The following is a 14,547-nucleotide window of genomic DNA, read 5'->3' on the forward strand; positions in this document are numbered from 1 at the left end:
TAGAAGAGAAAGAATCCCATGAATACCAATATCACTGAAAAACCTTTTAACCGTATTTTGCTGACCGGTGCTGCCGGTGGCCTGGGCAAGATTTTGCGTGATCGCATCAAGGCATGGGCAAATATAGTCCGCCTTAGCGATATTGCTGATCTTGGACCGGCAGGCGAAGGCGAAGAAGTCGTGCAATGTGATCTGGCCGACAAAGCTGCCGTGCTGGCATTGATGGAAGGTGTGGATGTGGTGCTGCATTTTGGTGGCATTTCTACTGAAGCCAATTTTGAAGCCATCATGCATGCGAATATTCAGGGCACTTACAATATCTATGAAGCGGTACACAAGCACAAAGTCAAACGCGTGGTATTTGCCAGCTCTAACCATGCCGTCGGTTTTTACCGCACCACGGATTATATCGATGCTGACATGCCTACCCGCCCCGATGGCATGTATGGCATCAGCAAATGCTTTGGCGAATCGCTGTCGCGTTTTTACTATGACCGCTTTGGCATAGAGACCGTCTGCATACGCATAGGTTCGTCCTTCCCGGTACCAACTACACGCCGTATGCTGGTGACTTATTTCAGCTATGACGATCTGGTAGAAATGCTGCGCTGCTCCATCTTTGCCCCACGTGTGGGTCACACCATCGCCTTTGGTGTTTCAGAAAATCCGGGCAAGTGGTGGGACAATAAAAAGGCTGCTCACCTGGGCTATAAGGCAAAAGACAGTTCCACAGTGTTTTCTCATCTGTATCCAGACAGTAGTGAGTATCCGGCAAAAGACGATATCACTACCATCTATCAGGGTGGCGGCTTCTTGCTGACGACACCGCAATACAAAGATTAAATCAGGAAATCAGGAAATAAGAGGCGGTTGCGAAATCGAAAGGGCAGACAAAGTCTATTTGTCTGCCCTTTTTTCATTCACCAGCTGTCAAATCAAGGAACTGGTCAAGAATATGGAAGTGATCATCAAAAAATAATTCTTCCATGCCCTCCAGCTTGTCTATGCTGACCCAGGCTGCCTGGGCTGCATCATCGGCAGCGCGGATATCGGGTAAATGTTCAGTCTGCAGATCAAAATAATGTGCATGAGTAATCGTGCGGCCACGCAGGCTGCGACCAGGGTGGTCAAACACTTTGACATCGACCAATGAGTGCTCAAGTGTAGATGCCAATACCGCCAGATTGGTTTCTTCAAACAATTCGCGTATCGCCCCCTGGAACAGACGCTCATTCTGATCAAGGAAGCCACCTGGCAATGCCCACAAACCCTTGCCCGGAAAGCCACCCCTCTGCACCAGCAAGATATGGCCTGCCGCCTTGACTACCGCATCCAGGGTGACGAACATGGGTGCATAGGGTGCGGGCTTCCATGCTGCCTGGTATGCCAGCAGTTGTGCATGCTCCTTCACCAGCACGGCATAATGCGGCAAGATGCTCCAGGCTTTCAGATATTGGCGTATGCTGAGTGGCAGGTAATGGGCGATCACATCAAGTGATACCCGCATGTCTTCTGCCTCGAACAATACCTTGCGTATGACGGTAGCATCTATCGCCAGCAATTGTTCAGCAGCGACCAACTGCCATTGCGGGAATCGGTTCAGGTAATAGCTGGAAGCATCCTTGAAGTGACCTATCAAGGCAATGCGCTTTGCATAAGGGAAGTGTCTTTCCACCTTGCCACGCACTGCTGTCGCCCAGCGTGCATCATCATAATAATCACGCACCGCAATATACGACACCCTGTCGCGCTCAGCGGGTGTGAGTGTCGCATTGATCATGTCTGCCCGCTCTTGCCAGGTGAAAGGGTTCTTGGTACTGCGCGCATGAAAGGATGAGCCCAATACCACGACCACTTCTTCCGCAGTTTCCAGCGCGAGTTGCAAGAGCGTGGCATGGCCGTTATGAAATGGTTGAAAGCGTCCTATCAATACTGCAACGTCGATTTGCATGGCTGAATTCATAAAATAAAACTTTGATTAATCTTAATTGCTGTACTTTGCCGCAATCGGCATCTGGCGTCCACTACCAAAAGCACGGGCACGCACGCGTATGATGGGTGGCGCCTGACGGCGTTTATATTCATTGCGCGCCACCATGCCTATGATGCGGCTCAGGCTTTTCTGGCCAGCTTTTGTCTTTTGCAATTTCTCTACAAAGGCCTGAGCCTTGGCAAATTCATGGGCAGGCAGGCGCTTGCCTTCTATATGCCATTTCAGCATTTCATCAAGCTCATCATAAGGCGGCAAGCTGTCTGTATCAAGCTGGTCAGGTGCCAATTCTGCTGATGGCGGTTTGGTCAATACATCTTGCGGGATAATTTCGCGCCCGGCTGCATTGTTGACATGTTGCGACAAGGCATACACTTCGGTCTTGTACAAGTCACCGATCAAACCCAGGCCACCATTGGTGTCACCATACAGGGTGCAGTAACCAACGGAGATCTCGCTCTTGTTACCTGTCGTCAGCAACAGTGCGCCAAAAGCATTTGAGTATTCCATGAGGATGGTGCCGCGTATGCGCGCCTGCAAATTTTCCTGCGTCAGGCCGCGTAAAGGCGATGCAAATGCATCCTCAAAACCTTTGGCATATTGCTCTACCAGGCTCAGTATGGGATGCGTATGCAGTTTGACTTGCAGGTTGTCACATAATTTGACTGAGTCAGATACTGAACCTGTGCTTGAATAGGCCGATGGCATGGTGATGGCAATAACGTTTTCTGCACCCAGTGCCTGCACTGCCAGGGCAATGGTCAATGCCGAATCAATGCCACCAGAAGAACCGACCACTACCTGTTTGAAACCACAACGACGTGCATAGTCTTGCAGGCCCAATACGATCTGGCGGCGGGTAAATTCTGGCACCGATAAACCTGCACTATCCGGCTTGGTCAATGCTGCACCATCAATCGCAGAGAACTGTTTATCTGCGAATCCCAGCAACTGAAAATCTTCTTCAAAACGCGCCGCCTCAAAAGTCACGCCATGCTCAGGCGTGACCGCAAATGAAGCTCCATCAAACACCAGTTGATCTTGCCCGCCAACCTGATTCACATACAGCAAGGGCAATTGATGATGCGCTGCCGCCTTGGCAAACATGGCATGTCTTTGCTGGCGCTTGCCTATATCTGAAGGGCTGGCATTGATGCTGATGATCAAGTCAACCTTGGCTGCTGTCAGGGCATTGAAAGGATTGACCTGGTAATCATGCTCTTCATCATTCCAGCCATCTTCACAGACCATGAAGCCCAGCTTGTGACCGGCCACATCCAGTGTGCTGGCAACTTCCTGCCCTGGTTCAAAATGGCGGCGTTCATCGAAAATGCCATAAGTCGGCAGCAATTGTTTATAGTATTCAGCAACAATCTCGCCATTGCATATCGCCAGCAAAGCATTATGCAAGGCCTTGCCCTGGCCCTTGTTTGGACGAACGGTGCCGATGACACTAACAAGATCAGGATAGTCCCTGGAAGCCTGCGTGATGTTAGCCAGTGCCTGCTCAGCCTTCGCCAGGAAAGCGCTATCTTCGAGCAAATCGCCGGGGTAATAGCCACAGACGCAGAGTTCACTGAACACCGCGACATCGGCATCTGCTGCCGCAGCTTTTTGCATATGCTGGATGATCGCGGCAGTATTGCCAGCAAAATCACCTACCATATAATTTAATTGTGCAACTGCCAGTTTCAACATGATGAAAAAGTCCTGAATTTAAATAATAGGGTGATGAAAAACCTGGCGCAGGTAGGCGAGGAAGGTTTCATCCGTGCACAAGGTCTTGCCAGCAGAATCAGACAATTTTGCTACCGGCTGACCGTTGCAGGACATAAGCTTCATGACGATATTCAAGGCCTTGATGCCAGTGTCATTCGTCAGATTCGTGCCTATGCCAAAACCCGTCATGGTGCGGTCAGCAAAATGGCGGTACAGGCTGAAGGCGGTTTCCAGGTCCAGTCCATCAGAAAATACCAGACGCTTGGTATGCGCATCGATTCGTAATTTGGCATAGTGGGCCAGGGCCTTTTCACCCCAGACCACAGGATCACCAGAGTCGTGGCGCAGGCCATCAAACAATTTGGCAAAGTACAGGTCAAAGTCAGACAAGAAGGCATCCATGCCGACCACGTCTGTCAATGCAGTGCCCAGGTCACCTCGGTATTCCTGCACCCAGTCTTCCAGCGCCGCTTTCTGGAAATCGCGCAGGCGCACGCCAAAAGACTGGTAAGACTGCAGGTATTCATGCGCCATCGTACCTATGGGTACCAGTTTGTGTTTCTTGGCCAGATAGACATTGGATGTGCCCTTGAAGAATTGCGGCACTTCGCGCGCCAGCGTGGCAACGACTTCATCATGCCATTCACCAGAGAAGCGCCTGCGCAAACCAAAATCAAAGAATTCAAAAGGATGAGTTCTCGGTGTTTCTTTTCCAAATTCACGAATTTGTTCTATCTTGGCCGCCAGCCTGTTTCTACCCTCAACCAGAGACTGCTCTGTTTGCAAGCGACGGAAATATAATTCATTGACGATATGCAGTACAAATATTTCAAAACCCATGACATGCACTTGCGGGCCGGTTGCCACGATCTGCAAGTTATCGCCATCTGTACTGACCTTGATGAATTTACGCTGAAAATGAAAGACCGTTAAAAAGTCAGTGAAGTCACTTTTGATGAAGCGCAAGGACCGCAGATAATCGAGTTCATCTTCAGTAAAGTTCAGTGCACACAGATGATCGATTTCACGTTCGACATCTGCCTTCAATTCCGCTAGCGGGTAAGCCGTGGAATTACGGCAAACGAAAGCATATTCAGTCTGGGTATTAGGGTGACTATGCAGCAAGGCCTGCCACATGGTGAATTTGTATAAATCAGTTTCCAGCAAACTTTGAACTACGGGTTTCATATTTTTCTTTTCTAGTGTCACTTAAGTAAGGTGCGCCATGCGCAGCATTGTTTGACGCACCCACAAACAAGCATCAGCTCGCGATTTTTTGACAAAAGGGTGGTGCGCATGGCGCACCCTACGCATTTATCTTTTTGCGGCCTTTATGCATTCGCCAATAACTCAGGCAATACATCTGCCATCTTCGCAATCTGCACACCCCTGGCTGTCATGTCGCGTACAAAGCCTTCAAACTGGGCATCAAAACCAGTGACTGCACTCATGCAATCAGTTACCAATACCAGCTTGTGCAAATCGGTTGCGGCGAAATTTTCTACCAGATGTTCAGTGGTCGCTTTTACGCAGTGGCTACCTGCCTCGCCAGTAATATACACGCGGTCAGCTTTACTCAGTTCAGTAATCAATTGCTGGTTTAACTGCGTATCCGGGTCACTGGCATCTGGCACTTCTGCTTTGACAGCTGAATAATGCTCAGTCCAGGGGTTGGAACCCTTGTTGATCTTGTTGACCACACCCAGCTGTTTTTCTTCCCAGGCATTATAGGCCGCACGCACATCTGCATGCACATTCTGCCCCCATGAGCCAATTTCACAATGCACCGGCCATATCATCAGTTGATAACGGCCTTCGGCTTCCAGTGCGTCCAGATATGCCAGTGTACGTGGCAAAGCCCCGGCCTGGCGTGGTAGATATTCGCCAGCACGTACTGCCGTTGCAGAGATGCTGGTGAAAGGTGACACCGCCGCGCCCTGCCCTGTCATCCAGAAAGTAGGATGAGCAATGTCATAGCGATGGTGGGCATCCAGTGTGATGCTGATACCGCTGATGCCATCTGCGCCCTTATTGATGAGTTCAGCCACGCGCAACATATCGGCATGGGCACCAGGCACAGGCAGGGCTGGCGACAATTGTTCGGCGCTATGCACATCTTTTGCCAGATAAGCTGGCGGCAAATCACAGAAATCATTTTGCGGGTCAATGATGAGGATTTGTAAATTGCGTTTCATGATGTTCCTTTTCTTGTGAGGCTGATTCCATTGTAGGCCACTTAGTTATTTTTTACAACTAAGTATCCGCATATTCTTTTTACCTGCCTGCCGACGCCAAACATATGCCTGCATCTCAGAATAAACTTTTTATTTTCAACAACTTAGCATGAAACATCTGTTTTTCTAAGCACGGCCTTCTTGCATAGCCGATTACAATTAGTTGCAAATGCCAAGACTACCAGCCTGCCCACATAATAAATTGCTTACTGAATTTCCTATCAGCATTGTTTATCCTGACTCTCCTGCTATTCAAGTGATCTTATCCTGCAATAAAACAACATTTATTTATTCTTAGTTATTTTATGAAACTATCTTAGTTGATTTATTTCACTAAGATAGTTTATAGTTCACTTACGCGAGATATAGAAATCCTTGCTTACAACAATAAGATAGAGAAAAATAATGCAAACTACAGCAATCAATAGAAAACGAAGAGCTGACATTGCCCAGGAGACCCTGGCAATATTAGAACGTGGCAACTATATCAGCCAGCATGGCCATCAGGTCAGCATACAGGACAGTTTGAGAGCAGCAAAGCAAGCATCCATTCATTATTCACCGGAAGAATTAAAGCAAGTGTTACTCACACTTGCGCCTGGCAAAAAATTTGCTACCGCAATCAACGTCACCAATGAAGGCTGTCTGACAGCAGCCAGACGTCTGGCATCAGAAGATGGCGTGCGGCCACTTTGCCTGAATTTTGCATCTGCAAAAAACCCTGGTGGCGGCTTTTTGGGTGGATCAGAAGCGCAGGAAGAGAATCTGGCCAAATCATCTGGTTTATATCCCTGCATTGCGCAAATGACTGCCATGTATGAAAAGAACCGTGCCTTACAATCTTGCATCTATAGCGATGACATGATTTATTCGCCAGACGTACCCGTGTTCAGGGATGAAGATTATGCCTTGCTGGATAACTTCTACAACGCATCCTTCATCACTGCACCTGCCGTCAATCTGGGGGCGTTGAAAATGAACGAACCTGATCGTGTCCGCGAAGCTGCCAGTATCATGCTGAACAGGATCAATCTCGTATTGGCATTGGCACTTAAACATGGACATAGGCATCTGGTGCTGGGTGCCTGGGGCTGCGGGGTATTCGGCAACGACCCCAACAAGATCGCTGCTTACTTCTTGCATGCCTTATCGCCCGGGTCGATTTTTCACGGTGCGTTTGAAAAGATTGTCTTTGCCGTGCTGGACAAGAAAAACACGGGAAGCCTCAAGGCTTTCGAAACTGCATTTACGAACAATAATTGAGTTATAAAAATAAACCATAAAAATAAATCAAAAAAATAAAATGAATAATAACAATAAAAACCTCAGCAAATTCCTCAGCTATGTACTGCGTCACCAGCCTGATTCCATAGGCATTACGCTGGATGCACAAGGCTGGACAGAAATAGCTACACTAATGAGCCAGGCCGCCAAGCATGGCAAGCGCCTCAAGCTTGAAGACTTGCATGAGGCCGTGCGAACTTCTGACAAACAGCGCTTTGCCATCAGTGAAGATGGTTTGCGCCTACGTGCAAACCAGGGACATTCCGTAACGGTGGATCTGGCCTTGCCTGTGACAGTGCCACCAGATGTTTTGTATCATGGTACTGCCAGCCGCTTTATCGCTTCCATCATGAAGGACGGTCTGCGCCCGGGTTCGCGTCATCATGTACATCTGTCGGCGAATACGGCTACGGCACGTACAGTCGGTGCGAGGCATGGCGCACCGGTTATCTTGCAAGTCATGGCAAAACAAATGCATGACGCAGGATTTCAGTTTTTTGTATCGGCGAACGGCGTATGGCTATGTGATAGCGTGCCACCAAAATATTTGATCAGGATGAATGACAAAGATGATGACAACTAAGCGACCACATCAGAATACTTACTGGGTAAGGCCAGGACAGTTACTGGCAGGCGAATACCCGGGTGCACTGAATGAAGCAACGGCAGCACAAAGGCTGGGGCAATACCTCGATTGCGGCGTTGATTATTTTATCGACCTGACAGAAGAAGATGAACTGGATCCTTATGCGCAACTGTTGATGAAACTGGCGGAAGAACGCGGCATGCAAGCCCAGCACCGCCGCTTTGCCATACCAGACCGTCATACCCCATCGTCGCGAGGGCAAATGCAGGAAATCCTGCAAGCATTGCACGAAGCACTGGCAAAGCAGCATACGGTATATGTGCATTGCTTTGGTGGCATAGGCCGCACCGGCACTGTCATCGGCTGCTACCTGGCAGAACAGCATCAGGACAGCAAAGCAGGCTTGCAGGAACTGGCGCAATTATGGCAACAGATGGAAAAGAAACGCTTCTGGCCTGAGACACCGCAAACCACAGAACAGCATGCCTGGGTATTGGCATGGCCCGTGGATAGCAATTCTGACAGTGCAGGAAAGACATGAATACGCGAGAAGAATTATTAAAGCAGATAGACGAGGGCAAGCAGTTCAACTATCTGCATTTCTGGGGTCATAAACAGCGTGGCTTGCAAGCAGACAAAGCCTGCTTCAGTCAATGGTTTGTTGCGCCGTTTCAGATAGATGGCATCACTTACCCCACGGCTGAACACTACATGATGGCTGGCAAGGCGAGGCTGTTCGAAGACCAGGCCGTGCTCAAAGAAATACTGGCGACCTGCGACCCGGATATGGTGAAACGCCTGGGCAGGAAAGTGAAGAATTATGATGAATCAGCGTGGGTAGAACATCGCTTCCAGATTGTAGTCGATGGGAATTATGCGAAATTTTCGCAAAATCAAAAACTGAAGCAGTATCTGCTGAGTACCGCAGACAAGGTCATTGTCGAAGCCAGCCCGCTGGACAAAATCTGGGGCACAGGTCTGGCACAAGATCACCCGGATAGTAATAGCCCGCATCTTTGGCAGGGCTTGAATCTACTGGGTTTTGCACTGATGGAAGTCAGGTGCAAATTACTCGCCGAAAATAAACATTAAAAATGAAATTTGAAGCTTATAAAACACAATTAGAACACTGGCCAGATGATGGCAAACACATCATGGCGCAATTCGACGACGATACCGTTGTCGTCTATCAAGCATATTCTGATGCCATCGCCGATTTTGCAGTTGAGCACCAATACTTTGGCGGCGCATTCAGCTATACGCGCATGAGCTGGATCAAGCCCAACTTTTTATGGATGATGTTCCGCTCTGGCTGGGCGCAAAAACCTGGGCAAGAACGTGTACTGGCAATACGCATCAAACGCAGTTTTTTTGATGAAATTTTGACACAGGCTATTCCATCATCTTTTGCGATCTCAGGATTTCCCACACTAGAAGCATGGAAGCAAGCGATAGAAACCTCAGACGTACGTTTGCAATGGGACCCTGATCACGATCCTATGGGCAACTGCCTGGCACGTCGCGCCCTGCAACTAGGTTTGAGTGGCGAAATGTTGGCACGCTACGGTAAAGAAGAAATACTGGAAATTATAGATGTCACGCCGTTTGTGTTGCAGCAATATCCACATGCTGATCAGCCGGAACAATTGCTGACCCCTGCTGAAGCCATTTACCGCTCCTATATCTGACATATCTCGCATGCATGCCACGCATGCGAATTACGCAAAAATGTCGTTTGAATGTCAACCCCGCATGCGTTTAAATATCCATACACGACAGCCTTGGCTATCAACCCGAAAGCCCGGCTTCGTCACTACATGGCCGAGGTCACTATGGATATCCTTACTGAGCAACAACGAGGCGCTTCTCATCAAGCATTTATACAAAGCAGCAATTTCGTTCTGGCTCCCATGAGCTATGTCATGCCTGGCGAGCAGCGCCCTGTCAGCTATACCTTTGAGCCGCCCGCTGGCATCCCTTGGGAAAACGCTACATATGATTTGCGTGAAGTCGCGATCCATGATGCGCGGCAGGCAGAACAGGAGCCTGCGCTGGAGCGTGAAGGTTTTGAATTGTGGGATGCGCCTACGTCCGTCAAGAACTTCATGGATCATGAAGAAGTCAGGTCTGATTATTACCAGGAAGCGCGCGAACTGGCACTGGCTGTCACAGGTGGCAAGCAAGCCTATGTCTTTGATCACCTGGTCAGAAGGCGTGAACCCAGAGCAGCCACTTTATCATTCGGCAAGCGGGCAGAGAATGGTTTGGCAGCAGCCAATGGGCGCATACACAATGACTATACCGAGCAATCAGGACAGAAACGCCTGGGACTGGTGATCAGGAATATGGAAGTGATGGCACAGATACGGCGCTATTGCATCATCAATATCTGGCGCCCTACCCACAACACCGTGCTCGATACCCCACTTGCGGTTTGTGATGCACGCACGGTCAGGCAATCCCATTTACTGGCTTGCGATGTCAAATACCCCAGTCGTACAGGGGAGATATACCTCTCCAGGTTCTCTCCTAAGCACCGCTGGTCTTATTTTTCTGAAATGAAGCCCAGTGAGGCGCTGATCTTCAAGCAGTATGATAGCCAATTCAGCGGCGTCTCGCGCTTTACACCACACGCTGCATTTGATCACCCGCATGCACCTGATGATGTCCCACCAAGAGAAAGTATAGAGCTGCGCTGCCTTGTTGTATTTTAAAGAGGAGATCTTGATGGATACGCCGATCACCACCATGCCTGTCATCGATTTCTGGTTTGAGTTTGGTAGCAATTACAGCTACCTGAGCGTCATGCGCATAGAGCAGGATGCAGCCAGGGCAGGCGTCAGGGTACGCTGGCAACCATTTTTGCTTGGCCCCATATTCCAGGCTTTTGGCTGGAACACTTCACCCTTTGTTTTGCAAAAGGCCAAGGGGGACTATGTCTGGCTGGATATGGAAAGGCAATGCCGGAAGTATGGCCTGCCCTGGAAAAAACCAGGCAATTTCCCGCGCTCTGCTATCTTGCCTTTACGAGTAGCTGTGTTGGCTGCAGAACAAAGCTGGATGGCAGAATATTGCCGCCGCATGATGCAAATGAATTTTGCCTATGACCGCGATATCGATAACAAAGAAGCTGTGACTGCGGTGTTAAGTGACATGGGATTGCCTGCAACTGAAATACTTGAACAAGCGTTGAGCGAAGAAAATAAACTGAAACTACGCAAGCAAACCGAAATGGCCATGAGCAAGGGCATATTTGGTGCACCGACTTTCTTTGTCGGTGAGCAGATGTTCTGGGGCAATGACAGACTCGACGATGCACTGGCTTACTGCAATGACTTACTGATTTATCCTGACGCCTGAGTCTTGGTTTTATTCGCCTCACCGAGCAACCAGTCTTTGACTTGTACTGCATCCGTGCTGAGTCCGGCATCTGAAACCAGCAGCCAGTAAGCAAAGCCATATTCGCCCTGGCTCTTGCCGGGTGTCAGTGTCATCAACCTGCCATCGGCAATAAAGTCCTGTATCAACTCCAGCCGCCCCAGGGCTATGCCCTGGCCCGCGACTGCTGCCTGTATCAATTGATCGTATTGATTGAAATGCAGGATGCCTCGCGCCCTTGCAGTCTGCATATCTTCTTTGCTTAACCAATCGTGCCAAGATAACCAGTCTTTTTTTGTTTCTTCAAATTCCAGCAGCGGCCATTGCATTGCCAGCTTGCCGTTCTTCTTGAACTTCATGCCCAGTGAGGGATGAGCCACCGGAACTATGGTTTCATCGAACAGGCGTATGGCATCTGCAGGTACGGATTTGGCGTTGGTATAGCGTAGTGCCAGGTCTATGCCGTCTTTACTTTGATCAATAATTTTATTATTGGCTGAAATGCGCACGTCTATGGACGGGTACAGTTTTTGAAAGGTATTCAACCTGGGCAATAACCACAAGCCGGTCAAACCTATGCTGGCGCTGATTGTGACTGCTCTGACGGGTCTGGCTTGCCCGGCTTGCAACTGCGCCTGCATATCACCAGCGATATCCTGCAGTTGCTGCAAGGCGGCGTCGGCACTGCGGAACAGGCGCTCACCTTCTGCCGTGAAAGCAATGCTGCGGTAAGCGCGCACCAGCAAGGTGATGCCAAGTTGCTGTTCCAGTGCCTGGATCTGGCGGCTGACAGCAGATTGGCTCAGACACAGTTCATCCGCCGCCAGCGTGATACTCATGTGGCGACCAACAGCAACAAAGCCCCTGAGCTGATCAAGGAAAGCCAGTTTGGAAAGTGGTAATGACATTCCCATCATGCATGCCAGTAGTGAATTTAGTAGTGAATTAAGAAGCGACTTTGTAGCAGTATAGTCTCAAGCTCAGGCTGCTGCTGTGGCCTTGGCACTTGCTTCCTGAACCGACACAGGCTGCGTCCTGATGAACAGGCTCAGCAAAGCAGTCAATACGCCGCCAGCAATCAGGAAAAGATAGACATAGCGGAATTGCTGCAGATTTTGCACTTGTCCACCCAGTATGGTTACAGTAAAAGCCACACCCAGAGCTGAACCGAACTGGCGTATTGCCTGATTCACCGCACTACCCACACCAAAGCGTTTTGCTGGCAAGCGCGCCACCGCGGCACCTGACAACGAAGGCAGAACCAGGCCCACGCCTATGCCACTGAGCAGCATGCCAGGCAACCACACGCTGAGATAATCAGCAGTCAGACTGGTGTTCAGATAAAACCACAAGCCACTCAGGGCATAGATTAATCCACCTGCTACCAGCAATGGTCTATGACCAAGACGCGCGACATAGCGGCCAGAGATAATCGCCACCGGCATGACCAGCAAGGGGCCGGGGGTGATGCCAAAACCAGCCTTGGTCAGCCCGTAATGCCAGATCGTTGTCATGAACAAAAAGAAGCTCAGAAACATGGCAGTAAAAGCTGCACCAAATACCAGGGAGGCGGCATTCACAAAACGATAATTCCTGTCCTGAAACAAACTCAGGTCCACCGCCGCATGCGGCTTGCCCTTCGCCCAGAAAATGAAGATGAGCAGCAATGCCACACCGGCTGATATCGTGGCGAGAGTAGCGGGTGCCTGCCAGCCCCAGCTGTCGGATTGAACGATGCCAAGTATCAGCAAGCCACTGCCTGCGATGAGCATGAGTACACCCGGCCAGTCAAAGCGATGACCAGTTTCCAGATTACGGGATTCAGACAAACTCAGGGCCGCCCTGATCATGGCGATGATACCTATCGGTACATTCACTAAAAAAGCCCACTGCCAGTTAGTACCCTCTATGATGAGCGCGCCGACACTGGGGCCAACAGCAGCAGCCAGTGCACCGACTGCACCCCACAGGCTGACAGCGATAGCACGTTTTTCAACCGGAAAAGCCTGCAATACCAGAGCAAGTGAAGTCGGTGTCAGCAAGGCGGCGCCGACGGCTTGCAAGACGCGGAACAGTATCAGCATGTCTGTACTGCCAGCGACACCGCACAAACCTGACGCCAGGGTAAACACCCCTACGCCAATAATGAACAGTCGCTTGCGCCCCAACAAGTCCGCCAGACGCCCGGCAGGCACCAGCAATGCTGCATAGACGATGGTATAGGCATTCAAGACCCAGGACAGTTCACTGGGTCTGACATCCGGGAAGGCATGACGCAGTGCAGGGAAAACAGCGAAGCCTATGGTGGCATCCAGCGACACCAGAAATACGGCAACGCTGGCCAGCGCAAAAGTAGACCAGGGACTGAGGGGTTTCATGATATTTCTCCGGCTTCGACCACTCGTTCAACAATATCGGCGGCAAGTTTGTTAATAATGAAGCTGACTGCTGCCGCATGTATCTCTGGTGTGCGCAAGATGCGCCTGTGTCCGGTTCCTGCACTTGCCACCAGACTGGCTTGTGGCCAGGCAGCAGCAAGCGCCTGGCTTTCGGAGTAGGGCATTTCTTTATCTTCAGGGTCATGCATGATCAGGGCCGGTTGACGCATGCCATCTTGCAGTCGCTCCAAATCCATGGATGCCAGCGCTGCACCTATGCTTGCGACCAGCATCTGCTCCAGCTGCTGCCTTGCTGCTTCATCAAGCCCACCTGCCCTGGCGGCGTACTGGAATACCCGCGTCAATGATGCAGGGCCGCACAGATGCACGCTGGCCTGCACTTGCACACCATGGGCAAAGGCATACAGGCTGGCCGCTGAGCCTACTGAATGTGCAATAGTGGCCGTCAGCGGTCCCAGATGTTGAGCCGCAGCGACGACGGCCTTGCCGTAGTCCAGCACATTGGTGCTTTCTCCTTGCGATGCACCATGCGCAGGTGCATCCAGTGCTGTCACGCTAAAGCCTGCCTGTAGTAGAGGTCTGACAAAACCAGCCATGTGGCTGGCACGGCTTTCCCAACCATGCAGAAGCAAGACTTGCGGCCCCTGCCCCCAGGTCCAGGCACGCAATTCCAGACCCGCATAGGGGATGCTGACAGGCCGCGCATGCGCCAGTGCATTTCTGTCATCTTCTGTTTCAGCCAGTCTTTGCGGTCTTGTGAACGCCTGCAAGATCATGTCCATGATGGGCTTATTTGTTGCATTATTTGCTGCATAATTTATTGCGCTGGCTGGTGTATTCATGCTGCTCTCCAAATTAGATGATGAATATAATCCAATAGATGTCGATTATCATCTAAAATACAAACTTGTGTCAAACATTGATTGAGTATTGCTGGAATAGAAAGTATCTAGTTGT

The 14,547-nt window shown here is 50.1% G+C and carries 15 protein-coding genes; 8 read left to right on the plus strand and 7 right to left on the minus strand.

Annotated elements, in window-relative coordinates; translation table 11 throughout:
- Positions 1–18: 18 nt before the first annotated feature.
- The gene (locus tag ACO0LD_RS13680) at positions 19–843 is read left to right on the plus strand and encodes an NAD-dependent epimerase/dehydratase family protein (protein ID WP_423007634.1); all 825 of its coding nucleotides are present in this window, start codon (positions 19–21) and stop codon (positions 841–843) included.
- 73 nt (positions 844–916) lie between these two features.
- Here ACO0LD_RS13680 and ACO0LD_RS13685 read toward each other — a convergent pair whose 3' ends face one another.
- From ACO0LD_RS13685 to ACO0LD_RS13700, 4 genes are all read right to left on the minus strand, one after another.
- Complete coding sequence (locus ACO0LD_RS13685; RefSeq protein ID WP_423007636.1) at positions 917–1,951, minus strand: bifunctional nicotinamide-nucleotide adenylyltransferase/Nudix hydroxylase; 1,035 nt, start codon at positions 1,949–1,951, stop codon at positions 917–919.
- A 33-nt stretch (positions 1,952–1,984) separates the two neighbouring features.
- Positions 1,985–3,688: an NAD+ synthase gene (locus tag ACO0LD_RS13690; protein ID WP_423007638.1), complete on the minus strand. Its 1,704-nt coding sequence runs from the start codon at positions 3,686–3,688 to the stop codon at positions 1,985–1,987.
- Between the two features lie 18 nt (positions 3,689–3,706).
- Complete coding sequence (pncB, locus tag ACO0LD_RS13695; RefSeq protein WP_423007640.1) at positions 3,707–4,897, minus strand: nicotinate phosphoribosyltransferase; 1,191 nt, start codon at positions 4,895–4,897, stop codon at positions 3,707–3,709.
- A 143-nt stretch (positions 4,898–5,040) separates the two neighbouring features.
- Entirely contained in the window at positions 5,041–5,904 is an 864-nt protein-coding gene (locus tag ACO0LD_RS13700; protein WP_423007642.1) for a cysteine hydrolase, read from the minus strand.
- A 444-nt stretch (positions 5,905–6,348) separates the two neighbouring features.
- Here ACO0LD_RS13700 and ACO0LD_RS13705 point away from each other — a divergent pair, with 444 nt between their 5' ends.
- Genes ACO0LD_RS13705 through ACO0LD_RS13735 form a run of 7 tightly spaced genes read left to right on the plus strand, consistent with a single transcriptional unit; the run spans position 6,349 to position 11,173 of the window.
- Complete coding sequence (locus ACO0LD_RS13705; protein WP_423007644.1) at positions 6,349–7,206, plus strand: TIGR02452 family protein; 858 nt, start codon at positions 6,349–6,351, stop codon at positions 7,204–7,206.
- 40 nt (positions 7,207–7,246) lie between these two features.
- On the plus strand, positions 7,247–7,810 hold the full coding sequence (locus tag ACO0LD_RS13710) for an RNA 2'-phosphotransferase (RefSeq protein WP_423007646.1): 564 nt from the start codon (positions 7,247–7,249) through the stop codon (positions 7,808–7,810).
- Entirely contained in the window at positions 7,797–8,354 is a 558-nt protein-coding gene (locus ACO0LD_RS13715) for a protein-tyrosine phosphatase family protein (protein WP_423007648.1), read from the plus strand. Before ACO0LD_RS13710 ends, ACO0LD_RS13715 begins: the two co-directional genes overlap by 14 nt.
- Positions 8,351–8,905, plus strand: a complete 555-nt coding sequence (locus tag ACO0LD_RS13720) for an NADAR family protein (protein WP_423007650.1) — start codon at positions 8,351–8,353, stop codon at positions 8,903–8,905. The genes ACO0LD_RS13715 and ACO0LD_RS13720 overlap by 4 nt, the downstream gene beginning before the upstream one ends.
- Before the next feature lie 2 nt (positions 8,906–8,907).
- On the plus strand, positions 8,908–9,501 hold the full coding sequence (locus tag ACO0LD_RS13725; protein WP_423007652.1) for a DUF4291 domain-containing protein: 594 nt from the start codon (positions 8,908–8,910) through the stop codon (positions 9,499–9,501).
- Positions 9,502–9,552: 51 nt separating this feature from the next.
- On the plus strand, positions 9,553–10,527 hold the full coding sequence (locus ACO0LD_RS13730) for a CmcJ/NvfI family oxidoreductase (RefSeq protein WP_423007654.1): 975 nt from the start codon (positions 9,553–9,555) through the stop codon (positions 10,525–10,527).
- A gap of 13 nt (positions 10,528–10,540) precedes the next feature.
- Entirely contained in the window at positions 10,541–11,173 is a 633-nt protein-coding gene (locus ACO0LD_RS13735) for a 2-hydroxychromene-2-carboxylate isomerase (protein ID WP_423007656.1), read from the plus strand.
- On the opposite strand, the gene ACO0LD_RS13740 is transcribed toward ACO0LD_RS13735, so the two are convergent.
- From ACO0LD_RS13740 to ACO0LD_RS13750, 3 genes are all read right to left on the minus strand, one after another.
- On the minus strand, positions 11,158–12,099 hold the full coding sequence (locus tag ACO0LD_RS13740; protein ID WP_423007658.1) for a LysR substrate-binding domain-containing protein: 942 nt from the start codon (positions 12,097–12,099) through the stop codon (positions 11,158–11,160). The two genes, ACO0LD_RS13735 and ACO0LD_RS13740, sit on opposite strands and share 16 nt — an antisense overlap.
- A gap of 72 nt (positions 12,100–12,171) precedes the next feature.
- The gene (locus tag ACO0LD_RS13745; protein WP_423007660.1) at positions 12,172–13,569 is read right to left on the minus strand and encodes an MFS transporter; all 1,398 of its coding nucleotides are present in this window, start codon (positions 13,567–13,569) and stop codon (positions 12,172–12,174) included.
- Positions 13,566–14,432 (minus strand): alpha/beta fold hydrolase, encoded by an 867-nt coding sequence (locus tag ACO0LD_RS13750; RefSeq protein WP_423007662.1) that lies wholly within the window; start codon positions 14,430–14,432, stop codon positions 13,566–13,568. Before ACO0LD_RS13750 ends, ACO0LD_RS13745 begins: the two co-directional genes overlap by 4 nt.
- Positions 14,433–14,547: the final 115 nt, after the last annotated feature.

The sequence above is a fragment of the Undibacterium sp. Ji83W genome (assembly GCF_049340385.1).
Lineage (GTDB): Bacteria > Pseudomonadota > Gammaproteobacteria > Burkholderiales > Burkholderiaceae_D > Undibacterium.